This is a genomic window from Novosphingobium sp. CECT 9465 (genome assembly GCF_920987055.1).
Lineage (GTDB): Bacteria > Pseudomonadota > Alphaproteobacteria > Sphingomonadales > Sphingomonadaceae > Novosphingobium.
In genome coordinates, this window is record NZ_CAKLBX010000001.1 from 2,754,491 (window position 1) to 2,778,660 (window position 24,170).

The 24,170-nt window shown below is 64.7% G+C and carries 29 protein-coding genes; 22 read left to right on the forward strand and 7 right to left on the reverse strand.

The genetic code is table 11. The features are described 5' to 3' along the window. Nucleotides 1-2 precede the first annotated feature (2 nt). The 6 genes from LUA85_RS13395 to LUA85_RS13420 all read right to left on the reverse strand — a co-directional run bounded on the left by LUA85_RS13395 (nt 3) and on the right by LUA85_RS13420 (nt 3,427). Nucleotides 3-908, reverse strand: a complete 906-nt coding sequence (locus tag LUA85_RS13395; RefSeq protein WP_231470782.1) for a lytic transglycosylase domain-containing protein — start codon at nt 906-908, stop codon at nt 3-5. 69 nt (nt 909-977) lie between these two features. Continuing rightward, nucleotides 978-1,337: a flagellar protein FlgN gene (locus LUA85_RS13400; RefSeq protein WP_231470783.1), complete on the reverse strand. Its 360-nt coding sequence runs from the start codon at nt 1,335-1,337 to the stop codon at nt 978-980. Continuing rightward, on the reverse strand, nt 1,337-1,636 hold the full coding sequence (flgM, locus tag LUA85_RS13405) for a flagellar biosynthesis anti-sigma factor FlgM (RefSeq protein WP_231470784.1): 300 nt from the start codon (nt 1,634-1,636) through the stop codon (nt 1,337-1,339). Before flgM ends, LUA85_RS13400 begins: the two co-directional genes overlap by 1 nt. Nucleotides 1,637-1,744: 108 nt before the next feature. Continuing rightward, nucleotides 1,745-2,257: a flagella basal body P-ring formation protein FlgA gene (locus LUA85_RS13410; RefSeq protein WP_231470785.1), complete on the reverse strand. Its 513-nt coding sequence runs from the start codon at nt 2,255-2,257 to the stop codon at nt 1,745-1,747. Between the two features lie 46 nt (nt 2,258-2,303). Next, nucleotides 2,304-2,753 (reverse strand): hypothetical protein, encoded by a 450-nt coding sequence (locus tag LUA85_RS13415; protein WP_231470786.1) that lies wholly within the window; start codon nt 2,751-2,753, stop codon nt 2,304-2,306. Then, nucleotides 2,750-3,427, reverse strand: coding sequence for a MotA/TolQ/ExbB proton channel family protein (locus LUA85_RS13420; RefSeq protein ID WP_231470787.1), 678 nt, complete (start codon nt 3,425-3,427; stop codon nt 2,750-2,752). The genes LUA85_RS13415 and LUA85_RS13420 overlap by 4 nt, the downstream gene beginning before the upstream one ends. Nucleotides 3,428-3,618: 191 nt before the next feature. On the opposite strand from LUA85_RS13420, the gene flgB reads away from it, so the two are divergent. The 14 genes from flgB to LUA85_RS13490 all read left to right on the forward strand — a co-directional run bounded on the left by flgB (nt 3,619) and on the right by LUA85_RS13490 (nt 14,855). Then, nucleotides 3,619-3,966, forward strand: a complete 348-nt coding sequence (flgB, locus tag LUA85_RS13425) for a flagellar basal body rod protein FlgB (RefSeq protein ID WP_231470788.1) — start codon at nt 3,619-3,621, stop codon at nt 3,964-3,966. A 3-nt stretch (nt 3,967-3,969) separates the two neighbouring features. Further along, nucleotides 3,970-4,380 carry a flagellar basal body rod protein FlgC gene (flgC, locus tag LUA85_RS13430; protein ID WP_231470789.1) on the forward strand — a complete coding sequence of 137 codons (411 nt, stop codon included), beginning with the start codon at nt 3,970-3,972 and terminating at the stop codon, nt 4,378-4,380. Next, complete coding sequence (locus LUA85_RS13435) at nt 4,380-4,715, forward strand: flagellar hook assembly protein FlgD (RefSeq protein ID WP_231470790.1); 336 nt, start codon at nt 4,380-4,382, stop codon at nt 4,713-4,715. The genes flgC and LUA85_RS13435 overlap by 1 nt, the downstream gene beginning before the upstream one ends. 36 nt (nt 4,716-4,751) lie before the next feature. Then, the gene (locus tag LUA85_RS13440; RefSeq protein WP_231470791.1) at nt 4,752-5,579 is read left to right on the forward strand and encodes a flagellar hook-basal body complex protein; all 828 of its coding nucleotides are present in this window, start codon (nt 4,752-4,754) and stop codon (nt 5,577-5,579) included. Between the two features lie 23 nt (nt 5,580-5,602). After that, nucleotides 5,603-6,343, forward strand: coding sequence for a flagellar basal body rod protein FlgF (locus LUA85_RS13445; protein ID WP_231470792.1), 741 nt, complete (start codon nt 5,603-5,605; stop codon nt 6,341-6,343). A gap of 18 nt (nt 6,344-6,361) precedes the next feature. Further along, nucleotides 6,362-7,150 carry a flagellar basal-body rod protein FlgG gene (gene flgG / locus LUA85_RS13450; RefSeq protein ID WP_231470793.1) on the forward strand — a complete coding sequence of 263 codons (789 nt, stop codon included), beginning with the start codon at nt 6,362-6,364 and terminating at the stop codon, nt 7,148-7,150. A 5-nt stretch (nt 7,151-7,155) separates the two neighbouring features. After that, a complete protein-coding gene (locus LUA85_RS13455; protein ID WP_231470794.1) occupies nt 7,156-7,893 on the forward strand; it encodes a flagellar basal body L-ring protein FlgH in 738 nt (245 codons plus the stop codon). Nucleotides 7,894-7,903: 10 nt separating this feature from the next. After that, nucleotides 7,904-9,004, forward strand: coding sequence for a flagellar basal body P-ring protein FlgI (locus LUA85_RS13460; RefSeq protein WP_231470795.1), 1,101 nt, complete (start codon nt 7,904-7,906; stop codon nt 9,002-9,004). Continuing rightward, nucleotides 9,004-9,321: a rod-binding protein gene (locus LUA85_RS13465; RefSeq protein ID WP_231470796.1), complete on the forward strand. Its 318-nt coding sequence runs from the start codon at nt 9,004-9,006 to the stop codon at nt 9,319-9,321. The genes LUA85_RS13460 and LUA85_RS13465 overlap by 1 nt, the downstream gene beginning before the upstream one ends. A gap of 3 nt (nt 9,322-9,324) precedes the next feature. Continuing rightward, nucleotides 9,325-10,662, forward strand: a complete 1,338-nt coding sequence (flgK, locus tag LUA85_RS13470; RefSeq protein ID WP_231470797.1) for a flagellar hook-associated protein FlgK — start codon at nt 9,325-9,327, stop codon at nt 10,660-10,662. A 6-nt stretch (nt 10,663-10,668) separates the two neighbouring features. After that, on the forward strand, nt 10,669-11,586 hold the full coding sequence (locus LUA85_RS13475; RefSeq protein WP_231470798.1) for a flagellar biosynthesis protein FlgL: 918 nt from the start codon (nt 10,669-10,671) through the stop codon (nt 11,584-11,586). Between the two features lie 31 nt (nt 11,587-11,617). Next, nucleotides 11,618-12,481: a flagellar motor stator protein MotA gene (gene motA, locus LUA85_RS13480; RefSeq protein WP_231470799.1), complete on the forward strand. Its 864-nt coding sequence runs from the start codon at nt 11,618-11,620 to the stop codon at nt 12,479-12,481. Nucleotides 12,482-12,485: 4 nt separating this feature from the next. Next, on the forward strand, nt 12,486-13,325 hold the full coding sequence (locus tag LUA85_RS13485) for a flagellar motor protein MotB (RefSeq protein ID WP_231470800.1): 840 nt from the start codon (nt 12,486-12,488) through the stop codon (nt 13,323-13,325). 129 nt (nt 13,326-13,454) lie between these two features. After that, a complete protein-coding gene (locus LUA85_RS13490) occupies nt 13,455-14,855 on the forward strand; it encodes a diguanylate cyclase domain-containing protein (RefSeq protein ID WP_231470801.1) in 1,401 nt (466 codons plus the stop codon). 89 nt (nt 14,856-14,944) lie between these two features. On the opposite strand, the gene LUA85_RS13495 is transcribed toward LUA85_RS13490, so the two are convergent. Continuing rightward, on the reverse strand, nt 14,945-15,826 hold the full coding sequence (locus LUA85_RS13495) for a flagellin (protein WP_231470802.1): 882 nt from the start codon (nt 15,824-15,826) through the stop codon (nt 14,945-14,947). A gap of 240 nt (nt 15,827-16,066) precedes the next feature. Between LUA85_RS13495 and LUA85_RS13500 the strand changes: the two genes are divergently transcribed. The 8 genes from LUA85_RS13500 to LUA85_RS13535 are packed head-to-tail and all read left to right on the forward strand — an operon-like array spanning nt 16,067 to nt 24,164. After that, a complete protein-coding gene (locus tag LUA85_RS13500; protein WP_231470803.1) occupies nt 16,067-17,338 on the forward strand; it encodes a sigma-54-dependent Fis family transcriptional regulator in 1,272 nt (423 codons plus the stop codon). Further along, complete coding sequence (fliE, locus tag LUA85_RS13505) at nt 17,335-17,703, forward strand: flagellar hook-basal body complex protein FliE (RefSeq protein WP_231470804.1); 369 nt, start codon at nt 17,335-17,337, stop codon at nt 17,701-17,703. Before LUA85_RS13500 ends, fliE begins: the two co-directional genes overlap by 4 nt. A 3-nt stretch (nt 17,704-17,706) precedes the next feature. Beyond that, a complete protein-coding gene (gene fliF, locus LUA85_RS13510) occupies nt 17,707-19,416 on the forward strand; it encodes a flagellar basal-body MS-ring/collar protein FliF (protein ID WP_231470805.1) in 1,710 nt (569 codons plus the stop codon). Further along, nucleotides 19,413-20,447 (forward strand): flagellar motor switch protein FliG, encoded by a 1,035-nt coding sequence (gene fliG / locus LUA85_RS13515; protein WP_231470806.1) that lies wholly within the window; start codon nt 19,413-19,415, stop codon nt 20,445-20,447. Before fliF ends, fliG begins: the two co-directional genes overlap by 4 nt. Beyond that, on the forward strand, nt 20,440-21,060 hold the full coding sequence (locus LUA85_RS13520) for a FliH/SctL family protein (protein WP_231470807.1): 621 nt from the start codon (nt 20,440-20,442) through the stop codon (nt 21,058-21,060). Before fliG ends, LUA85_RS13520 begins: the two co-directional genes overlap by 8 nt. Further along, nucleotides 21,054-22,376 carry a FliI/YscN family ATPase gene (locus tag LUA85_RS13525; protein ID WP_231470808.1) on the forward strand — a complete coding sequence of 441 codons (1,323 nt, stop codon included), beginning with the start codon at nt 21,054-21,056 and terminating at the stop codon, nt 22,374-22,376. Before LUA85_RS13520 ends, LUA85_RS13525 begins: the two co-directional genes overlap by 7 nt. After that, nucleotides 22,373-22,804 (forward strand): hypothetical protein, encoded by a 432-nt coding sequence (locus LUA85_RS13530; protein ID WP_231470809.1) that lies wholly within the window; start codon nt 22,373-22,375, stop codon nt 22,802-22,804. Before LUA85_RS13525 ends, LUA85_RS13530 begins: the two co-directional genes overlap by 4 nt. A 34-nt stretch (nt 22,805-22,838) precedes the next feature. Continuing rightward, nucleotides 22,839-24,164: a hypothetical protein gene (locus LUA85_RS13535; RefSeq protein ID WP_231470810.1), complete on the forward strand. Its 1,326-nt coding sequence runs from the start codon at nt 22,839-22,841 to the stop codon at nt 24,162-24,164. The last annotated feature ends 6 nt before the right edge of the window (nt 24,165-24,170 follow it).

Genomic DNA, 24,170 nt, shown 5'->3' on the forward strand with positions numbered 1-24,170 from the left:
GCCTAAAGCCCCAGCGCCGAAAGGCGGCCATAGGCCTGGCGTACATGCGAGGGGGCCGATCCGCCATCGTTCAGGGAAAACGTCTGGCGCAATGTATCGGCCATCGAGGCGCTTGCCGCCGGCACCGGATCGCCGGTGCTTGCCGCTGCGCCCTGAAATTCGCGCGCGATGGGTCCGCCTGTGAATTGCGCTTGCGCCGTTGCCGGGGTCACGCCCATCGACGCGGCCCATTGCAGCGCTTCATCGCCGCCGGTGCCATCCGATGCCCCCGCCATCCGCGCGCGGATCACGCCCATCACATCGCTGACGGAACGCGCAACCCCGCCCGCGCCATAGAAGGTAGACCGATTGGCCGCTGCTGCTGCGGGAAGAATGCCCGCCGCGCTTTGCGATGGATCGCTGTTCAGCGCACCCAGAAACTTGGCCGCACCCTCTGCGCCAAAGAAATGCGCCAGATACAGTTCGGCATGATCGGGCTGGCGTCCCAGTGCGCCAGTCAGATAGGCGCTGTTATCGTTGGCGAGTTCGCCCGCCATCAGCGATGCCACTTGCGGATCGAACCGCATGGCCAGCAATTGCGCGCGGGCCGCAGGATCGCGCACCGATCCGCCTTCGATCATCGCGCTGGCCCAACCAAGGCCGTGCGCCTCACCATGCTTGTCCAGTGTGCGCAGCCACGTATCGCCGGTGAACTGGTAAAGTCCGCTGGCACTCGATGTGCGGGCGCGGGCGGTCGGATCAAGGCTCGATTCCAGTTTGGCCTGCGCCATCAGGAAGCCGAAGTCGACGCCGGTCGCCTGCGCCGCCCCGGCAATCGCCGAACGGACTGTACCGGAACGCACAGATGCCCCGGATGCCGCAGGGGCAGCCGGAGCATTCGGAAAACCTGAAACGTCGTAGGAACTCACGCCTGATCCCTTCCCGCCACATCACAGCAGCGTCACGGAAGGTGTTCAGCAAACCTCGTGCCAAACGGCTCAGGCGCTCCGCAAACGGTGGACCTGTGCGCCCGCGCGATAGAGCGGCGACGTGCCGGTGAGCGCATCCAGCCGCGATGAAACATTGGCCGCAATCAGGTTGCGCACCCGGCGGTTCGCCTCGTTCAGGCGGCGCGCGGCGTCCAGCAGCCCACGGCATTCCTCGTCCACCGCGGCATCGCTGACATCGGCCAGCGTACCGCACAACTCGGCCTTGTTCGAAGCGCAGCCCATGATCAGGTCAAGGTCCAGCCCGGCAAGCGCATGCCGTTCCTCCTGCAGCACGGCAAGCATCTGCCGAAGCGTATCGCGCAGGGGCGATGTGATTTCAGAAGGACGAGCTGTGGTGTTCGTGGTCATCAGGAGGCGGTCCTCAGCAGCATTCCGGCAGCGATCATGGCATCGGCGATACGCGCCGGAACCAGCGGGTAATTGCCCTTTTCGATGGCCTGGCGGATGTCCTTCACCCGTTCGATATCGACCGGCGCGGCACTTCCCGCATCAAGCGCGGAAGAGCGCTGGATCCGGGCTGCGGCACCGGTATCGCTGACCGCAGGTGTCTGCGGATCGGCGGCTACAGGGGCCGGTCTGGTGGTGGTTGCAGTTTTGACCTGCACCGGCCCAACCGGGCGCGATCCTCCGATTTCAAATGGCGACATGGTGACGCTCCTAGCGTTTCATGCATCCAAGAACGGCGGTCTGAAGGCGCCTTTAAGGGCCAATACGGAAAAATTTTGCCGGTTTGCGAAAAGAACCGGCAACCAGCCTCAATCGATCGGCACCACGACCAGTCCGGGACGCGCGATCTGCGCCCGGATCGGCGTGGCCCTGGCGCTGGTGCGTACGCGGATCCACGCGCCGACCGGCCCTGCCTCCATCGCCTCACCCGATTGGGAAACCGAAAAGCCCTCACCCGAAACGGCGATGGTCACCGCCTCGCCGCGCGCGACCGCCGGAGGGGTGGGAGCGGCAGCGCCTTGCCGCGTATTGCCGGAAACGGCAACGAACAACCGCCAGCCCCCGGCATCGGGGCATTGCACCAGCACATTGTCCTGACGCGCACCATACCATGATAGCGCCAGCGGTGAGCGGCACGGGGCCAGCCGCATCCGCCGGTCGACCGGCAGGTTCGCCCCGCCGGGAACGCCGATGCCTGCCCCGGTAAAGGCCGCAACCGCCGCATCTATCGCCACAAGGTCGTGGAACGCGGCGTTCTGTGCGGCGGCAGCCGGCGCCAGCACCATGGCAGCAAGCGAGGCAATGCAGGGGGAAATCTTCATCGAGGAATGTCCGGCAAATGGCTTCAGGATGCCGCTATCTCCGCAATCATCGTGCCAAAGGGGTTGTCGCTGACGCAGGCACCGCCAGCCCTTCGGCGGAATAGATCAGCGACACACTGGCCCCTGCCCGTGTTCCCGGCTCCACCAGAATGCGCGCGGCACCAGCCCTTGCCCCGCCCGCTGCGGCCAGCTGCATCGCCTGCGCCACCGCCGCCTCGCGCTCATCTCCAGTGAAGCGCACCACGATCTGCACTTCCAGCCGCGCGTCTGTTGCTTCGCGCGAGAGCCACTGCGCAAGCGGCGGCGCGTCGGTTCCGGCACTCCAGACCGCCACCGGCTCACTGGCAAGGGCGGCTGCAATTGGTGGAAGCGTTGGCTGCGGTGCAACCTTCGGCGCGCTGCTGGCCTGGGCCAGCGCCGAAGCGGTCACCAGGAACAGGATCAGGGAAAGATCCGCCAGCGCATATTGCCAGCCCGTTCCGGCCCGGACGATCATACCGGCACACGTTCGCGCGGGATGGCTTGCGGGCGCAGGGCGTGGACGCGCACAGGCATCGCGGTTTCAAGCTGGGCAGTCAGCCAGTCGATCACTTCCTGCCGCGCCTGCTCCTCGGCCTGCGCGTGGCGCTCGACCATGCGGGCCAGCGGGGCAATCACCAGATTGGCCAGCAGCAGTCCGTAAAGCGTGGTCATCACCGCCATCGAGATTGCGCCGTTCAGCGCGCTCCCATCAAGGCCGGTGGTCGGAAGGCTGCTCAGCGATACCAGTGTGCCGACCATCCCGAACACCGGGCCAAGCTCGGCAGCCTGAGCCAAAGTTCGCACCGCCGTATTCGCGGCGGCCATGCGCTGCCGGCGATAAGCGTTGTGGCGGGCGATCAGCGGATCGAGCGAGCGTTCGCGGATCAGCGCATCTGTACCCTCGTCGAACTCGCGGTCACCAGTGGCGCGCGGGGTCACGCGCAGTACGCCATCGCGGCGGATCGCGGTGACCTGTCCCGCAAGGTCGGCCTTGGCCTGATCGGCGCTGAAGCGCGGTTGGAGCAAATGTCCCAGCGCATTGCCGGTTACCGCCAGTTCGCGCCAGCCCGCGCGCAGTACGGTGGCAAGCGCCGTCCCGCCCAGCACGATAGAGGCCGAGATACCGTCGATCAGGTGGGGCAATTCCATGGAACGCGAGTCTCCTCAAAGGCAAAGAACGGCAGGCGGCAGGCAATTTTCAGCCCCCACGCCTGCAATTTGCCGCCCTCCGGCAAGAGTTTGCCGCTCAGCGCCCTTCCCGCCGCGCGAAACCCCGCAATCGCGCAACTGGCACAGGCCTTGCTGAAACATCGGCAACACCAACCCCAAGGCAACTGACGATGGCTGAGTCCCTGTTCGGCATTCATGGCAAGGCGCTGGAACTGCGCTCGCAGCGCATGGGCCTGCTCACGTCCAATATCGCGAACGCGGCAACGCCCGGCTACAAGGCCAGGGACATCGATTTCGCCGCCGCGCTGAAAGCCCGCACAAGTGGCGCCAGCGCTGATCAGGCGATGGCGACGGCCACGCGTTATCGCGTCCCGGTCATGCCCAGCCTCGATGGCAACACCGTCGAAATGGCGACCGAGCAGACCGCCTTTGCCGAAAACGCGGTGGGATATTCCGCAACGCTCAATTTCCTGCGCGGCCGGGTCGAAACGATCACCCGCGCGATCAAGGGCGAATAAGCGATGCCGACGAACGCCCCGCTCAATCTGTTCCAGGTCACTGGCCGGGCCATGTCCGCCCAGCTTGTCCGCATGAACGCGGCAGCATCGAACCTTGCCAACGCGGGAACGGTCACCACCACCGAGGCCGAAGCCTATCGCCCGCTGCGCCCGGTCTTTGCCGAACAGCTCGATCAGGCGAACGGCCTGTCAACCGTCCGCGTCGCCGCCGTCCAGCGGTCTGACGCAACGCCGATCCGCCAGCACGATCCCGGCCATCCGCTGGCCGACGAGAACGGCGATGTCTGGACCGCCCCGGTCGATGAAAACGCCGAGATGGTCGAGATGCTCGAAAGCTCGCGCCAGTACCAGAATGTGGTCGAGGCGATGCAGACCGCAAAACAGCTCATGCTTGAAACGATGAGGATGAAATAATGTCGATCGCTTCCGTAACCGCAACCACCGGCGTCAATGGCGCGCAAACTTCCTCCAGCGTCGGACAAGGCTGGGGCGGCATGGGCGCTGAAGATTTCGTCAAGTTGCTGACCACGCAATTGCAGAATCAGGACCCGACCGAGCCGGTCGACAATTCGCAGATGCTCGCCCAGCTCGCGCAGTTTTCCTCGCTGTCGGCCCAGAACGATATGAACGAAACGCTCGGCACGATTGCGGCTCAGGGCGACACCCTCGCGCAGATTTCGGCCAAGCTCGACACGCTCAACACAACCGTTGCGGGTCTGACCGCAGGCAGTGCCACCACCACCGCCTGATCCCCCGCCTACCACCGTCCCAGCAGGAGACTTCCCATGTCCTTCTACACTTCCCTGAACGGCCTCAAGAACGCCCAGACCGACCTTGGCGTGATCAGCCACAACATCGCCAACGCCGAAACCACGGGCTTCAAGAAGAGCCGCACCGAATTTGCCGACATCGTCGTCGGCAGCGCCTTCACCAACCCCAAGCTGGTCGTCGGCATTGGCGCGGCTGTGGAATCGATCAGCCAGAACTTCGCGCTCGGTCCCATCGAACAGACCGGTTCGGCGCTCGATCTGGCGATCAACGGTGATGGCTTCTTCACCACCAAGAACGTGGTAACCGGCCAGACCCTTTTCACGCGCAATGGCAGCCTGACCGTGGACGGCGCAGGCTTCATCTCTGACGGATCGGGCAATCGCCTGCAGGCCTTCCCCACCGATACCACCGGCACGATCACATCGACCACGCCCGCCGATGCGGTGATCCCCGCCAGCAACGGCAATGATGCCAATGGCAATCCCATTGAATTTGCAGGCATTACCGTGGGTGACGATGGCGCGATCACCGCGTCCTATGCCGATGGATCAAACGTCATCATCGGCAAGGTCGCGCTCGCCAGCTTCATCGCGCCGCAGGGCCTCAAGCAGGTGGGTTCGTCCAACTGGGTGACGACCGGCATTTCGGGCGCTGCGAATTATGGCCAGCCGAGCACCGGCCAGTACGGATCGCTGCTGTCAGGCGCGCTCGAACGCTCGAACGTGGATATTGCCGAGGAACTGGTCAGCCTGATCACCGCCCAGCGCAATTTTCAGGCGAACGCCAAGGCGATCGATACCGCCACGCAGATCTCGCAGACCGTGATCCAGCTACAAAGCTAACCCTTTGATCTGAAAGCCTTGCCATGGACCGCCTGATCTACACCGCCTATTCCGGGATGACCGGATCGACCGTGCGCCAGCGCGTGATCGCCAGCAACATGGCCAACGCCCAGACCATCGGCTTTCGCGCCGAGATGCTGACGACCACGCCGATGACGCTGAAAGGCCCCAGCCTTGAAGCGCGCGCGATGACCGATGGCGAAGTGCGCGGCGCATCGATGGCGCAGGGCGCGCTGATCGAAACGGGCAAGCCGCTCGACGTGGCGCTGTCGGGCGACACGATGCTGTCGGTCCAGGCCGAGGACGGCAGCGAGGTCTATACCCGGCGCGGCGATCTTTCGGTCAGCGCAGGCGGTGTGTTGCAGAACGGCGATGGCCGCCCGGTCATTGGCGAAGGCGGGCCGATCACGGTGCCGCTGGGATCAAGGGTCACGATTTCCGCCGATGGCGGCGTGAACGTGGCCAACCCAGAAACGCCCGACCAGCCGCCGCAGAATATCGGCCGGATCAAGATTGCCTCCACTACCGGCAGCCAGATCGACAAAGGTCTCGACGGGCTGTTCCGCGTCAACGGCGGTGGCGTTCTCCCGCAGGACGAGGAGGCGCGGCTGATGGTCGGCAGCCTTGAACAGTCGAACGTCGATCCCACCCGCATCCTTGTCGAGATGGTCGAGGCGCAGCGCCTGTTCGATATCCGCACCAAGGTCGTCAGCCAGGCGCGCGAGGTGGATGAATCCAGCGCCGCGCTGATGCGCATTTCCTGAACCTAGAGGACAGACCCCATGCCAAGCTCAGCCCTTCACGTCGCCCGCACCGGGCTTGAGGCGCAGGACACGCGGATGCGCGTGATCGCCAACAACCTTGCCAATATCGGCACCACCGGCTTCAAACGCGACCGCGCCAACTTTGCCACGCTCGCCTATCAGGACGCGCGCGTGGCGGGGCAGCAGTCTTCCACCGAAACCGCCTATGCCACCGGGCTGAACCTCGGCACCGGCGTTTCGCTTCAGGCCACCACGCGGATCGACACGCAGGGCACCCTCCAGACCACCGGCAATGCACTGGATCTGGCGCTGGATGGCGAAGGCTATTTTCAGGTGACGATGCCCGGCGGCCAGTTGGGCTATACCCGCGCGGGCAACTTCAGCCGTTCGGCAGAAGGAACGCTGGTGACGGCGCAGGGCTATGCGCTGAATCCCGCGATCACCATCCCCGAAGGCGCCAGCGCGATCACGATTTCGCAGGATGGCACGGTTTCGGCCACGGTTGCGGGCAATACCGAGCCGACCGAACTGGGCCAGGTCACCATCGCCAGCTTCGCCAATCCCGGCGGCCTGCGGTCGATGGGCGACAACTTCCTTCAGGAAACCGCCGCATCTGGCGCGGCGCAGGTCGGCATCGCGGGCGATCAGGGACGCGGCCATATCCAGCAGGGCTATCTCGAAGCCTCGAACGTCAACGTCGTCGAGGAACTGGTCGACATGATCGAGGCGCAGCGCGCCTACGAGATCAATTCCAAGATGATCTCGGCGGTCGACGAAATGCTCCAGAACGCCAACCAGACACTGTGATGGCCATGAACACACCCTTCGAACGTCATTTTGCAGGCGGAACCGTTGCCCCACGTCGCCGCAGCAGCGCAATCGGCGCACTGCTGGCAGGGACGCTGGCCACCGCTGCCGTCGTGTTCCTTACCGATCCCGCCAGCGCCGCGCGGCCCAAACCGGGCTTCGAACCGGCGCTACCCCAGGCACAAGCTGCGGTCGCCACGCCGCCCACCGCAGGTTCGATCTTCAACGCCAGCACCGGATACGCGGGGCTGGTCGAAGGCCGCCGCGCAAGATCGGTGGGTGATCCGCTGACGGTCGTCCTGATCGAAAACTTCACCTCGGCCAAGACTGCCGGGGCCAAGACCCAGAAGTCGGGACAGTTCTCGGTCACCCCGCCCACCGCAGGACCGCTGAAGTTCCTGAACCCCAATGCCCTTAATGCTTCGGGCGGTTCGTCGTTCAATGGTCAGGGTAACGCCTCGCAGACGAGCACGCTCGCCGGTGAGGTCGGGGTGACCATCGCAGAAGTGCGGGCGAACGGCACGGCGCTTGTCCGGGGGGAGAAGCGCATGATGTTGAGCCAGGGTCAGGAATGGGTGCAGTTTTCAGGGATCGTGCGCCTTGGCGACATCGACCCGGAAAACCGCATCCTTTCCACCCAGATCGCGGATGCGCGCGTCGAATACACCGGCAACGGGTCGGTCGGCCGCGCCAGCCGCGAGGGCTGGCTGAGCAAGTTCTTCAACGCGATTTCGCCCTTTTGAGGCTTTGACAATGCTGGTTCGGTTCATCCTTCCCCTGATCGTCGCCATGGCCGCGCTCACCCCCGCGCCCGCCATGGCTGAGCGGGTACGCGATCTGGGCGAATTCCAGGGCGTACGCGCCAATCAGCTCACCGGCTACGGCATCGTCGTGGGCCTTGCAGGCACGGGCGATGACAACCTCGAATACCTGACGCAGGCGATGAAAGGCACCGCAGGGCGGCTTGGCGTACAACTGCCCGCAGGTGTTTCGCCGGGGCTGAAGAACGCCGCCGCCGTGGTGATCACGGCAGAGCTTCCCGCCTTTGCCAAACCCGGCCAGCGCATCGATGTGACGGTATCGACCATTGGCAAGGCCAAGTCGCTGCGCGGCGGTGCGCTGATCATGGCCCCGCTGGTGGGCGCGGACGGACAGATATACGCCATGGCACAGGGCAATCTTGCCGTCGGCGGCCTTGGCATCACCGCGCGCGACGGATCGCAACTGACCGTGAACGTACCCACCGTGGGCCGCATTGCCGAAGGGGCGAGCGTGGAGCGCGCGGTATCATCGGGCTTTGACAGCGGCGAAGTGCTGCGCTGGAACCTGTTCGAGGCCGATTTCCTGACCGCCCAGCGCGTGCGCGATGCGATCAACGCCCGCTTTCCCCAAGCCGCCACCATCGAGGACGGCATCACCCTTGCGCTGCGCTTGCCCGCAGGCGCGGATTCGCGCGCCACGGCGATGGCGTCGATCGAGATGCTCGACATCACCCCTGCGGAAACCGCAGCGCGGGTGATCGTCAACAGCCGTACCGGCACCGTGGTCATCAACAGCGCGGTGCGTCTTTCGCCCGCCGCGATCAGCCACGGCAGGCTGGTGGTCAAGATCGACGAGAAAAACCAGGTTTCGCAGCCCAACGCGCTTGCGCGCGGGCAGACAGCGGTGACCCCTGCCAGCGAGATCGACGTGCAGGAAAAGGAAGCCAAGGTTGCGCTGTTCAAGCCCGGCGCTTCGCTGTCCTCGCTGGTCGATGCGCTGAACACGCTGGGCACCAGCCCATCCGATCTTGTGGCCATCCTTGAAGCGTTGAAGCAGGCGGGCGCGCTCAAAGCCGAAATGGTAGTGATCTGATGGACGTTTCAGCCACTCCCGCCGCCACAGCGCTCACCCTCGGCCCGAAAGTACCGAGCGACCGCGAGAAGCTGACGGCGGCGGCCAAGCAGTTCGAGGCGATCTTCGTCCGGCAGATGCTGGCAAGCGCGCGCGCGACAAGCTTTGGCAAGGATGGCCTGTTTGGCCAGATGGACCAGACTTTCGTGCAGATGCGCGACGATCGCTTTGCCGAAATCGCATCGCAGACCGGCGCACTGGGCCTTGCCAAGCAGATCGAGAACCATCTGGCCGCGCTGCTTCCCGCAGACGCGGCAAAGACGCAAGGGGCCAAGTAAGCCATGGCTTCGGACCTGCTCTCGATTGGCCGCAGCGGCGCGCTGGCCGCCCGCATCGGGCTGGACGTTACCGCCCAGAACATCGCCAATGCCTCGTCCGAAGGCTACGTCCGGCGCTCGGCCAAGATGGCCGAAGTAGCGTCGAGCGGCGGCGCCTATCGCATTGGCGACCTTTCGCTTTCGGGCGTAAGGCTCGATTCCATCACGCGCAATGCCGATGCCTTCCGCCAGGCCGAAGTGCGCCGCACCGGATCGGATGTGGCGCGCGGCACCGCCGAGGCGGCGGGGCTTGCCAACATCGAATCCGCTATCGAGCAATCGGGCGTCTACGATGCCATCGTCGGTTTGGAATCCGCGCTCCAGCAATTGACGCAGGACCCTGTCGATACAAGCCTGCGCGCATCGGTGATCGAAAAGGCGCGGACCATGGTCGGCACGTTCCAGATCGCCGCGCAGGAACTGGACGCGGCGGGCGAAGGGCTGCAATTCCTTGCCACCGACGGCGTGACGCAAGTCAACCGCATCGCCGGCGAACTGGCGCGGACCAACACGCGGCTTAGCCGTGCATCGGACGCCAGCAGCGACAAGACCGCGCTGCTCGACCAGCGCGACAAGTTGCTCCAGCAGCTGAGCGAATACGGCAATATCGGCACGACCTTTGCCACAGACGGCACCGTGGCGGTCAAACTGGGCGGCACCACCGGGCGCGATCTGGTGACCGGCGGCAATGCCCTGACCGTGGGCATGACCACCGCTGGCGATGGCACGGTGTCTTTCGACGTGGGCGGCGCGGGCCTGACGCTTTCGGGCGGATCGCTGGCCGGGCAGCAACTGGCGCTGGGCAAGCTGGCGCAACTGAAGCTCGACGTGGATGGTCTTGCCGAAGATATCGTCGATACCTTCAATGCCGCGCAATTGACCGGCGACGATCTGGACGGCGATCCGGGCGCGGCGATCTTTTCCGGCAGCACCGCCGCCACAATGACGCTGGCAGTGTCCGACGTGCGCAAGCTGGCGACCGCGCCGCTGAACGGCACCATCGGCAGCCGCGATGCGAGCAACCTTTCCGCGATCCGGCTTGCCGTCTCCACGCTGAACCCGGCGGACGGGATGGACCAGATCCTGTTGGACGTTTCGGGCACCCTTGCCGGGCGCAACGTGACGCTCGGCGCGTTGCAGACCATTGCCGATACCGCGCAAGTGGCGCTTTCGGCGCAATCGGGCGTCGATCTCGATGCCGAGGCGGTCAACCTCGTGCGCTATCAGCAGGCATTCCAGGCATCGGGCAAGGTCATGCAGGTAGCCTCTGACATTTTCGACACCCTGTTGGGGATTGGATAAACCGCCATGAGCACGATCTACGGCACATCGACCAGCGCCTTCTACGAACGCTCGCTGATGGATCTGACCGCCTTGCGCAAGCAGGCGGAGGAGACGCAGGCCGAGATGTCGACGGGCGAGCGCCTGCAGCGATCGTCCGACGATCCCGTGGCGGCATCGCGCCTGCGTCGGCTCGCGCGCGCGGAATCGTTCGACCAGATCGACGAGGCCGCCGCCAACCGCGCGACCGCCGACCTGACGCTGACCGATGGCGCGCTGACGCAGTTCGCCAACTTCGTGACGCGGATGCAGGAACTGGCGACGCAGGCCGCATCATCCACGCTGAGCGACAGCCAGCGCGCCGGGATCGGGCAGGAAGTGGCGCAGATTCGCGAGAATCTCGTGGCGCTGGCCAACACGCGCGACGGATCGGGCCGGGCGCTGTTCGGCGGCGAGAGTTCGGGCGATGCCTATTCGCTGACCGCAGGCGTTGCGCAATACGATGGCACTGCCACGGCGGGCCTTGTCGCATTGGGTGACGGGCAGACCGTGGCGCGCGGGGTGACCGGGCCGGAATTCCTTGAGTTCACATCGGGCGGCGCATCGTTCGACCTGCTCGCCGTTGCCAAGGATCTTGCCGAAGCCCTGCAATCGGGCACCGGCGGCGCGAGCGCGGCCAATGCAGCGCTGAGTGTGCTGAGCGACGGGCTGGAATCGATCACCACCGCGCAGACGGTGATCGGATCGCGCCTCAACTGGATCGATCTCAACACCGAACGGCGCACCAGCCTTTCGGAACTGCGCACGGTGGAACAGACCGAAATCGGCGGGAACGACCTGACCGAATCCATCGCGCGGTTGCAGAACACGATGCTCGTGCTCGAAGCCAGTCAGGCGAGCTTTTCGCGGCTTGCCAACCTTTCGCTGTTTGACGTGCTCAATTGAGCAGCGCCTTGCCAGACCGGGATAATTTTCCATGTTCGTGATCGTCGGCCTTGTCATCCTCCTTGCCATGGTGTTCGGCGGCTTTGCCATCACCGGCGGCGATCTTGGCCCGGTGCTGCACGCGCTGCCGCACGAAATGCTGATTATCGGCGGGGCTGCGGTGGGCGCGATCATCACCGGCAATTCGATGCACGAACTGAAAGGCATCGGCGGCGGCTTTGCCAAGACCTTCAAAGGGCCAAAGCACAACAAGCAGGATCACGTCGATGCGATCGTGCTGTGCACCAAGCTGATGAAGATCCTGCGCAGCGATGGCCCGGTGGCGCTGGAAAGCCACGTCACCGATCCCAAGAATTCGCCGATCTTTGCCGAATACCCCCGCCTGCTGGGCAACAAGGCGCTGGTTTCGCTGATCTGCGATACGCTGACGCTGATCGTGGTATCATCGGGCACGCTTGAGGTTCACGCGGTGGAAGACGTGATGGACCATGCGATGAAAACGCATTTTCACGAGGAAACCGAAGCGCAGCACGCGATTCAAGGCCTTGCCGACGCGCTCCCCGCACTGGGCATCGTTGCCGCCGTGCTGGGCGTGGTCAAGACCATGGGTTCCATCGACAAGCCCCCGGCGATTCTGGGCGGGATGATCGGTTCGGCGCTGGTGGGCACGTTCCTCGGCATTCTGCTGGCCTATGGCATCGTCGCGCCCATCGCGGGGCGGCTCAAGCAGGTGCTCGATCAGGACGAGATGATCTTTCAGGCTGTCAAGCAGGTGATCATCGCCAGCCTGCACGGCTGGCCGCAGCCGCTGGTCGTGGAAAGCGCGCGGTCCGGCCTTGGCCATGCGTTCCGCCCCGGCCTGTCGGAACTGCTAGACGCACTGCGCGGGCGCTGATCCGATGGCCAAGGCACCCGCCAAGGGCAAGAACGAGCCGCCCCGCCCGATCATCGTCAAGAAGATCACCATGGTCGCCGCCGGTCATCACGGCGGCGCATGGAAGGTAGCCTATGCCGACTTCGTGACCGCGATGATGGCGTTCTTCCTGCTGATGTGGCTGCTGGGCGCGACGACCGAAAAGCAGCGCAAGGGCATTGCCGACTACTTCACGCCGACACTGGTGAAAATGCGCCAGGGCAGCGCGGGCGGCTATGGCGTACTCGGCGGATCGTCGCTGACCGACGCGGACGATTACCCGCATCGCGCAGGGCAAACCGGCAACAAGACAATCACGATCCCGCGCGATGCCAGTGGCGGCGCAAAGGAAGGCGGCAGCAAGGTCAAGCGCACACAAGTGATGAAGGAGAAGCTGGCGCAGAAGCTGGCGGCTTCGGAAAAACTGCGCAAACTGGCGCGGCAGGTGCGGATGATGGAGACGAGCGAAGGTATCCGCATCGATCTGGTGGACGACGCCGAATTCTCGATGTTCCTGCTCGGCACCACGGTACTGACCCCGGACGCGGCCGAACTCTTGCGCGCGGTCGGGCAAGTGGTGGCGCCCGGCGCCGGTCAGTTCACCGTGCGCGGACACACCGATTCCCTGCCTTGGAAATCGGGCGTGGCCAACAACTGGTCGCTATCGGCAGGCCGCGCCGAATCCACCCGCCAGGCGCTGATGCGCCAGGGCATCGCCGAAAGCCGCTTCCGCCGCATCGAAGGCGTGGCCGACCGCGAGCCGCTGATCGAGAAAAACCCCGCCGATCCGCGCAACCGGCGCATGTCGATTTTGATGACGGGGTGAGTTGAGCAATCAGCCAGCTCAACTCAGCTTGTTTTCTCAAGGAAACACCGACACTTGGCTGCATCCTTTAGAAAGCGTTAACGGCTTTGGGCGATCACTCTCATCTCCTCGTCTTCCAGGAGATCGCGCGTGTCGCCGCTTCACGAATTGCTGCAGTCAAAAGATCAGGGACTGATCGATCTGGTACAGGCCGGGTCTGCGCTGTTCGATTGCCCCGTGGCCCTTGTCAGCGTACTGGAAGACCGGCGACAGAATTTTATCGCCTGCACCGGCCTTGCAGTTTCCGAAACCCCCATCGAACAATCGTTCTGCCGCTTCGCTGTGGAGCAGGACAGCCTGCTGGTGGTGCCCGATGCGCGCGCCGACAGCCGCTTTCATGATAACCCGCTGGTAACGGGCGATCCGCATATCCGCTTTTATGCAGGCGCGCCGATCCGCCTGAAGCGGCACCCCAATGCACCGGAACTGGGCATCGGGGCCTTCTGCATCATTGATTCCACGCCCAGACGGTTTTCCGCTGCCGACAGCGCGCGGCTGGTATCGTTTGCGCGTGGCGCCGAGGCGATGCTGCAACTGAAGGTAGCCAGCCTCGCTCTGGCCGAAGACGCCGTGCTGCTGAAAAACCTGCTGGCCGACAAGGAACGCGCGCAACTTCAGTTTCGTCAGGCGGAGCGCCTGACCGCGATCGGTTCGTGGCGGCTGGATCTGGGCAGCAACCGGGTCGTGTGGTCAGAAGGTGCGGACGACATCCACGAGGTGCCGCTAAGCCGCACCGAGACACTGGCAGACGCACTGGCTCATTACCCCCCGGCTTCGCGCGAAGAAATGGAACGTGCCCTCCAATCCACGATCGGGCACGCAACCGCTTACGACCTCGAACTGGATTTCATTTCCACAAATGGCACGCACAAGCGGCTGCGCGCGATTGGCGAGCCGGAACTTCAGGACGGCAGGGTGACCGGCGTGATCGGGGTTTTTCAGGATGTGACGGAGCGGCACCGCTCGATCGTCGAACTCGACAAGCGCGCCAACACCGATGAAGTCACGCTGATTGCCAGCCGGCACAAGTTCGTCGCCACCGTGGATTCCTGCGTCGATCGGGCGAAGATCTCGCGCGAAAGGCTAGCGCTGATGCTGATCGACCTTGATCACTTCAAGCAGGTCAACGACACGCTGGGCCATGCCGCTGGTGACGATGTGTTACGTGCCGTGGCGAATGTCCTGCTTTCCGGGTGGTTGAAGGGATCGTTGGCGGCCCGGCTGGGGGGCGACGAATTCGCGCTGGTCATCACCGATCAGGACCTGATCGAACGCTTGCCGGACATTGCAGAGCGGCTGTGTTCGACGCTACGGTTCCAGCGGACATCGCCGGAGGGCGAATTCACGGTTTCGGCCACTATCGGATGTTCGGAGTTGATCGATGGTGCCGACACGCGCCACGATCTGCTGCAACGTGCCGACCGCGCGCTGTACCGCGCCAAGGCGCAGGAAAGAGGCACCTACTGCCTGGACCTGACGCCGGTCAACTGAGCTGCCAGAACGAAAAGGCCCGGCGACCCATCGGGCCGCCGGGCTGGTGACGCGCGCCTGGTGGAGGCAGGCGGTTGTCGGTTCCGGTCTTAGCGCAGCAGCGACAGGACGTTCTGCTGGCTCTGGTTGGCCTGTGCGATCATCGCCGTCGATGCCTGCGACAGGATCTGGGCCTTGGCCATTGCCGTGGTTTCCGACGAATAGTCGGTATCTTCGATGCGGCTGCGGGCGTCAGACAGGTTGGTGATGTTGTCGTTCAGGTTGTTGACTGCCGATTCAAGGCGGTTCTGGCCAGCACCGAGCGTCGCACGGGTCGAGCTGACGTTGGCCAGAGCCGAGTCCACGTTATCGATGGTGGTCGATGCCGCCGCCGCATCCGATACATCGAGCGCCTGGGTGGTCGAGGCCGGATCGTAAGCCACGTCTGTACCGCCGAAAATCTTGGTGCCGTCGAACGCCTTGCTGACGATGGTGACCGTATCGGTCGTGTTGGCGCCGGTTTGAATGTCGAACGTGGCATCGTCCGAACCATCGGCGGCGGGGGCCGCACCGACCACTGCGAACACGTTGTTGCCGTTGAACTTGGTGTTGGTCAGCACGTCAGAGATTTGCGCGTTGAGGTTGGCAACTTCCGACTGCATCGCATCACGGTCAGTCTGCTGGTACGTGGCCGACTTCGACTGCACGGCCAGTTCACGAACGCGCTGCAGCATGTTGCTGACTTCGTTCAGTGCACCTTCCGCCGTCTGTGCAAGGCTGATGCCGTCGTTGGCGTTGCGGACGCCCTGGCTCATGCCCTTGATCTGCGAGGTCATCGTCGTGGCAATGGCAAGGCCTGCCGCGTCGTCCTTGGCGCTGTTGATGCGCTTGCCGGTCGACAGGCGTTCCATCGCCATGCCGAGCATCTTGTTAGCCGAGTTGGACGAATTGGTCGCCTTGATCGCGCTGATATTGGTGTTGATTACCGCCATGATTCCAGTCTCCGGTTGGGTGATGTCGTTCCCGAATGGACTGCCGGATCACATTGGATGAACGCGGCTGTCAGGACAAAGACCGGCAAACCCCCGCCGCAATTAAGCCCGCCCCCGGCAAAAGACTGCCGCACATAAGTATTGGCCCTAGGGGTTTCCCGCCCCCTTAAAGTTTCAACCTGTTTGTCGGTTACGCGCGAAACAAGAGCCTCGGATTTGATGGTTAACAGGGGTCTTGAAATGATTCGCGATTGCGGGGCACTTCGCTTCACGGATGCGGCGGCAAAAGCACATGCAGCGCTGGTACAGCGCGCGGCGGCGGTGCTTTCAAGCTATGGCGCGGACGGCGAAGTGATGCTGGCGGACGCTTTCGAGGGCGTCGGCACCGATCCACGGCGGATGAGCTTACTGCTTGAACGGTCACCGACACCCGCCCTGCAACGTACGCCCGGCAGCCGCCAGACCATACTGCGCTATGCCGATGGTGCGGGCGAAGCCGCGCTTGCCGCGCTGCTGGCATCGGCCGCCCGCCCCGGCGCGCCGATTGCCGCAGACCCTGAAAGCCTTTCCATCCTGGCGCTGGCAGAGCGCATTGCCGCCAGTGACATCCCCGTGCTGATCAACGGCCCCACCGGCACCGGCAAGGAAGTGCTGAGCCGGTTCATCCACGAACGATCATCGCGCAAGGACAAGCCGTTCATTGCGATCAACTGCGCAGCCATGCCCGAAGCGATGCTGGAGGCGCTGCTGTTCGGCCACCAGAAGGGCGCATTCACCGGAGCCAATGCCGCCAGCGAAGGTTTCTTCCGTGCCGCAAATGGCGGCACCTTGTTGCTCGACGAAATTGCCGAGATGCCGCTGACGCTGCAAGCCAAGCTGCTGCGCGCGCTGCAGGAAGGCGAAGTGGTGCCGCTGGGCGCAACCCAGCCGATCAAGGTGGACGTGCGCGTGATCGCCTGCGCCAACCGCGATTTGCCGCTGGAAGTGGAAGAAGGACGCTTCCGCGCCGACTTGTTCTATCGCCTCAACGTGTTTCCCCTTGCCCTGCGTCCACTGAACGAGCGGCCTGACGATATTGCCCCGCTCGCCTTTGCCATGGTGCTGCGGCACAGCAGGCAGGCCCCGTGGATTGCGGATGAGACGCTGGCGCTGCTGGCTGCGCATTCGTGGCCGGGCAACGTGCGCGAACTGGAGAACGTGATCCGCCGCGCGCTGGTGCTGGCGGGCGATGCGCCGGTGATCGGTCCTGAACATATCGTATTCGACCGCACGGCCCGTCTGATTTCGGAGCCTGTGCAAGCGGCGTCAACCGTAGCAGACGGCAAGCTTTCGAACATCGTGCAGATTTCGGAAAGCCGCGCGATCCTGGCAACGCTTGATGCCTGCAACGGCAGCCGGGTTGCCGCCGCCCGCCAGCTTGGCATATCCGAGCGTACGCTGCGCTATCGCCTCGCCAGTTTCCGTGAGGCAGGTATTGAAGTCAACGGCCGGGCTGTGGGTGCCCGGCGATGAGCGGCATATCCGGCATCGGCGGGCGCGCTTCCGGCATCCAGGACATCATGGCCTTGCGCCAGCAGATCATGGAGCGATCGCAACTGCTCCAGCAGGTCAAGACGCCTGACGCCACGCAGGGGACGACAGCAACCGGCGGGGCGGGCAGCAGCTTCACCGACACGCTGAAAGGTGCGCTCGAAAACGTCAACGCCACCCAGCAGAAATCCAGCGCCATCACCGAAGCCTATGAAAAGGGCGAAGTGGTCGATGTCGCCAAGGTGATGCTGGCGCGGCAGGAGGCGGGTGTCGCCTTCGAAGCCACGTTGCAAGTGCGCAACAAGCTGCTGAACGCCTATCAAGACATCATGCGGATGGGAGTCTGATAAATGGCTGACACCGATCCCTCTTCGCCCTCAGGCTTTGGCGCGCTGACCGACCCTGCCGGCGGCAGCATCGGGATGCGCGCAAAGACGTTTCTTGGCCAACCTGCCGTGCGCCGCACTTTGCCGTGGTTTGCGGGCGTTTCCGCTGCGGGCCTGACCGGGGTGCTGTGGATGGCCATGGCCCCTGCCCCGCAGCGCATGCTTTACAGCCAGTTGTCTGACAGCGAACGCGGCGAAGTGGTCGCCAGCCTCGACAAGGCGGCGATCCCCTATACCATCGACAACGCGACCGGCGCGGTCAGCGTGGGCGAAGACGATCTCTACCGGGCGCGCATGGCCGCCGCCGCCGATGGCGCAGTGGCGACGCCTGAAACCGGCACGCAGATGCTCGACAAGTTGCCGATGGGCGCAAGCCGCGGCCTTGAAGGGCAGCGCCTGCAAGCCGCGCGCGAGCGGGAACTTGAACTGACCGTGATGGAAATCAACGGGGTGGAGGGCGTCCGCGTCCATCTGGCCGAGCCGGAAAAATCGGTGTTCGTGCGCGAAAATGTCGCGCCGACGGCATCGGTGATGGTCAAACTGGCGCGCGGACGGCAATTGTCGGAAAGCCAGGTCCGCGCTATCACCAACCTTGTCGCCGGTTCAGTGCCGGGTCTGTCCATCGACGCTGTGCGCGTGGTCGATCAGCATGGACGGCTGCTGTCAGAAGCCAACGGTGTTGATGGTGATCGGCTGGAATTGCAGCAGCGCATGGAAGAAAAGCTGCGCCTGCAAGTGTCGCAATTGCTGACGCCGATGCTGGGCGATGGCAATTTCTCTTCCGAAATCCAGGTCGATCTAGACATGGATCAGGTGACTTCGGCGCGCGAAAGCTATGACAAGCAGGGCGTCGTGCGTTCCGAAACGCAAAGCGCCTCGCAACAGGCGAATGCGGCCCCCGCGCAGGGCGTACCGGGGGTGACGGCCAATACGCCGCCGCCGGCCACCACCGCACAGGCAGGCGCGCCGCTGGGCACACCCCCAGCCGCCGGAGCGCCGGGCGCCAATGGTGAATCGAGTTCCACCAAGACCTATGAATTGGGCCGCGAGGTTGCCGTTTCGAACCAGACGCCGGGCAAGATCAAACGCCTGTCGGTCGCCGTCGCGCTGAGTGCCGAGACGATGGCAAAGGCCAAGCCCGCAGATATCGAGGCGATCAAGCAACTGGTCAGCGCCGCCGTGGGCGCAGACCCGGCGCGCGGCGATCAGGTGGCAGTGCAGGTCCGCGCGTTCAAGCCGGTGGAGGTCGAACCCGCACCGTTCTGGGAAACGCCGTGGTTCGCCACGATCCTGCGCAATGCCGTGGCGCTGATTGCGGTGCTGCTGGTGCTGCTGCTGGGTGTGCGCCCGCTGATCAAGGCGCTGAAGCGCGATCCGGCGGTTGCCGATGAAGCCAAGCCTTCGAAAAAACGCAAGAAAGGTGAAGCCGCCGAGGATGATGACGCCGGTGACGAAGACGCGGATGCCGAAGCGCCCGAACCGATTACCGCCGATGAAATGGCCGAAGCTTTGCAGCCCGCGCAGAATGCCGAGACTGGCAAGGTCGATCCCGAAGCGCTGGCGCGGCAGGTGAGCCTTGCCCAGCGGCTTGTCGTCGAAAAGCCCGATAATGCGCTCGTCGCGCTGAAGCAGATGCTCAACACCCCTGAAGAGGAAAAGGAGGCCGCAGCATGAGCGAAGTTGCCTTTGCAAATTTGGCCGAAGCCCCGATCATTTCCGATCCCGAACGCGCCGCTGTGATGGTGATGCTGCTGGAAGACGATCAGGCCGCGCAGATCCTTGCCCAGCTTGAACCCGCCGAACTGCGGCTGTTGGGCGAGAAGATGTGCGCGCTGGGCGAAATCGGCCCGGTTGCCATCGCGCAGGCCATCGCGGGGTTTGTCGAGAAGACAGAGCGGCTGGGCCTGATTGCGCATGATCGCGTCGGGCAGGTGCGCTCTTTGATGACGCGCGCGGTGGGGGAGGTGAAGGCCGACAGCCTGATGCAGCGCATCGTGCCTGACGATCCGTCACGAACCCCCACCATCGAACTCGCGCGGTGGCTTACCCCGCAAGTGATCGTACCGCTGATCCGCGACGAACATCCGCAGGCGATTGCCGTGCTGCTGGTGCAACTCGATCCCGAAGTAGCCGCAGCGGTGCTGCATGCCCTGCCCGACGAAAACCAGAGCCAGGTGGTGCATCGCATCGCCACGCTGGGGCCGGTTGCGGCAGAGGCGATTGCGATGCTGGAAGAAATCCTCAACCGACGCATCGGCGAATGCCACGGGCAGGCGGCGCTTGCCATGGGCGGCCCGCGCGAAGCGGCGGACATCATCAACGCATCGGCGCGCACGGTTGAAAAGCGGGTCATGCCCGAAATCGCCAAGCAGGACAAACAACTGGCCAAGGCCATCGAAAACGAGATGTTCAAGTTCGAGCACCTGTTCGTGCTGGACGACAAATCGATGGGCGCGTTGCTGCGCGAGGTCGATAACGATGCGATGATTGCCGCGCTGAAGGGCATTCCCGAAGAGCAGCGCGACGTGTTCCTGCGGGCAATGTCCTCGCGCGCTGCCGATGGTGTGCGCGACGAAATCGCCGGGCGCGGACGCATGAAGATGGCCGAAGTGATCGAGGCACAGAAGGCCATGGTCGCCGCCGCCCGACGCCTCGCTGCCGAAGGCGTGATCGTGTTCGGTGCGGGCGACGACGATTATGTCTGAACCGCTACGGGCGCTATCTTTGGCAGACCTTGGCGCTGCATCGGCCGGCTTTGCGCGCGACCGGCGGTTCTTCCGCGACCTTATGGCTGCGCCTGCGCCGCCACCTGCAGAACCGGAACCGGCGTTCGAGCAAAGCGAACCACACGATCCCGTCGCCGAGGCCTGGGCGGAGGGCTACGCACGAGGTCTTGGCGAAGCGCAGGAAGCCGCGGCGCAGATCATTGCCGAGCAGGAAGCCGCGCGCGCGAAGATCGAACTGTCGCTGGCAAGGCTTGATGCCGCGATGGAGGCAGACCTGAAGGACCGGCTGCGCGAAACGGTCGAGGCCTTGTGCGAGGCGGCGATTGCGCCTGCGGCGATTGACCCCGATGGACTTGCCCGCCGCGTGGAAGTGGCCGCTGCGATGCTGGCGCGCGCGCAGGATGAACGGGTGATCCGGCTGCACCCCGAAGACATCGCGCTGGTGGCCGCGCGCCTGCCCGAAGACTGGCACTTCATCCCCGATGCCACGCTGGAACGCGGCGCGGTGCGGGTGGAAGGCGCTCAGGGCGGGGTCGAGGACGGTCCCGACCAGTGGCGACTGGCGATTGCCGAGGCGCTGCGCCAGTGCTGAACATTCTTGAACGCGCGTTGGACGATTACGCGCTGGCACAGCCCGATTTCACCCCGCCGCGCTTTGGCCTGCTGGCTGCATGCGACGGCGGGATGCTGGAAGTGTCCGGCCTGTCCGTGCCCATCGGCACGCAATGCCGCATCGCGCACGGATCGGGATCGCTGACCGCCGAGACCATCGGTTTCCGCAACGGTCGCACATTGATGATGCTGCTCGGCGATCCGGTGCTGCTGCGCCCCGGCGCAAAAGTGCGTCCCGAAGGCCGCCCCGGCTTGCTGCCGGTGGGCGAGGCGTTCCTTGGCCGCGCCATCGATGGCGAGGGCAAGCCGATAGACGGGCTTGGCGCGATCCATCACCGCAAGGAATGGCCTGCGGGCGGGGTGCGCTCGGCAGCGCTGGACCGCTCCCCCGTGCGCGAACGCTTCGATACCGGGGTGCGCGCGCTGAATGCGCTGACCGCGTTCGGCATCGGGCAGCGCATCGGCATCATGGCGGGATCGGGCGTGGGCAAATCGGTGCTGCTCGACATGATCGCGCATGGGGCCGAGGCCGAAGTGGTGATCGTTGGCCTGATTGGTGAGCGCGCGCGCGAGGTTTCGGATTTTGTCGAACGGCACATGCACGGGGCCAAGCGTGATCGCTCCGTTATCGTGGCCGTGCCTGCCGATCATGCGCCGAACTTGCGCATCCGGGGCGCGATGCTGGCGACGAGCCTTGCCGAATACTTCCGCGCACAGGGCAAGCGGGTGCTGCTGATCATGGACAGCCTGACGCGCGTGGCCCACGCCGGGCGCGAAATAGCGCTGCTGCTAGGTGAACCCGGCGCAGCGCGCGGCTATCCGCCATCGTCATTGGCCACGATTACCAAGCTGGTGGAGCGAGCAGGCAATTCGGCGCAAAGCGGCGGTTCGGTGACGGGCCTCTACACCGTGCTGGCCGATGGCGACAATCAGGATGATCCGGTGGTCGATACCGCGCGGTCGATCCTGGACGGGCACATCGTGCTGTCGCGCGATCTGGCGCAGCGCGGGCAATATCCCGCCATCGATATTGCGGCCTCGCTCAGCCGCGTGATGAATGACATTACCGCGCCTGATCATCAAACCGCCGCGCGCACTTTCCGCGCGCTGGTGGCGAGTTACGAGGCGAACCGCGATCTGGTGCTGATGGGCGCCTATCGCAGCGGGGCCGATCCGCAACTGGACCGAGCCATCGTGATGCACGAAGCCTTGAGCGGCTTCATCAGCCAGCCGCAGCGCGAGATCGTGCCGATGGATGATTCCACCGCCGCGCTCATCCGGCTGATGGGCGGATGAAGGCCGAGCGCGCCCGGCTTGCGCGGCTGAAACGGCTTGAACGCATCCGCGACATTGCGCGGCGCACCGCGCTTGCCGAAGCGGGCAAGGCCGAGGGCACACTGGCGCAGTTGCAGGGACTGGTCGAGCGCACGACACGCCTTTCCGCCGAATATTCAGCCCGGACGGAAATGCCCGATGCCCATGCATTGCAGCAATTGCGGCACTTCGTGGCGGGGCTTGACCGGATCACCACCGGCACTCGCGCCGATGCTGCCAACGCCAAAGTGGTTGCCGATGCCAAGGCGCAGGAAGCCGCAGCAGCCGAACGCCGCCGCGCCGCGGTGGAAGAACGCGCCGCTGCGCAAGCCCGCCTGATCGCACAGAAAATCGCCGGTGCAACAACACCGCTCAGCGCTCGCAAGGCAACTGGCACGGGTCTTGAATAGACAAGGTTAACGCCCACGCGACGGAGCCTTGCCGATGTTCGATCCTGCTGCCCTTGCCCTGCCCACCGCTCCGTTTTCTACCGTTATGCCCAATGCGCTTGTTACGGAAAACCCCGGCGCCCAAGGCGCATCGGCGGAATTGGCGGCAGCGGGCGCGTTCGATGCGCTGCTGACGCTTCAAGCAGCGCAATCCCCTGTTCCATCGGCAATGACCGAACTGACGGCAACCGCCTTGCCGCAAACCGGCAAGACTTTGCCGGATGCGGCAAGGCCGGTTGCCGCCCTTGCCGGTCTGGCGAACCAGCCGGTCGATGACGGTCTTGCCGAGAGCAGTACGGCCCAGCCGGAGTTGTCCGCCGTCCCCCTGGGAGTAACCCTGCCCGATCCCGCGCTGATCGCATCCATTTTCGCCGCTCCCGAACGGCTTGCTCCACTGCCACTCGCAACCACACGGCCCGGCTCGACCGTCAGGCTGGCCGAACAGGCTGACGCTGCCCGGCCCGCCTTGCCGAACCCTGAAGCGCTGCAACGCCCCGCCATTGCTCAAGCCGCGCTCGCGTCAGCGGTATCGGTGGCTCAGGCGGCAGAGATCGAGCTTGCGCCGGCAGATGTGGCATTCGTGCGCGAAGAGCCTGCGGAGGAAAACACCGAGATCGCGGCAGCGCGTCTTTCGACTACCGCCAGCAACGCCCTGAACAGCCGCAGTGTGCGCCCGGTGGCTCCGTCCCGCGCAGGCCCCGCAGGACAGGAGGCGGTGGCTCCATCACCGGAGCCAGCACCAGCGGCCAACGCCACAGCGCGCGTCGCCGCTGCACTTGATCAGGCCGACAAGACACCGTTCGTGCCAGAGACCGCGCACGACATTGCCGCACCGCTGCCCCAGCGTGGCACGGGCGACTTGGCGCCGCAGCAGGATTCGGCGCCGGTGAGCCGCGCAGAACAAAGGCCTGAACGGATCGACTTCGCCACCCTGGTCGACACGCTCAACCGTGCGCGCGAGGAGGCATCGCCGAACGCCGTCCGCATTTCTATGACGCATAGCGATTTCGGACGCGTTTCGATGCGCTTCGAACAGGATGACGGCGGCCTTGCAGTGGCGATGAGCAGCGCTGATCCCGGATTTGCCCGCGCCGTCACCGCATCAAACGAGGCGGCATCCGCCCAGACATCTGCGGACACGCCGCGCGGTCAGTCATCGCAGGCCAGTGGCGGCAACAGCGCGCAGGGCGAAAACGGCCGCCAGCCGCACAGCCAAAGTCAGGACCAGCGTACCGCCACACCAGACCGCCCAGCACCGCAGCTTCGCGACGCCATTCGCCATTCCGATGACACCGGCACCTCCGGCGGCATCTTCGCCTGACACCCT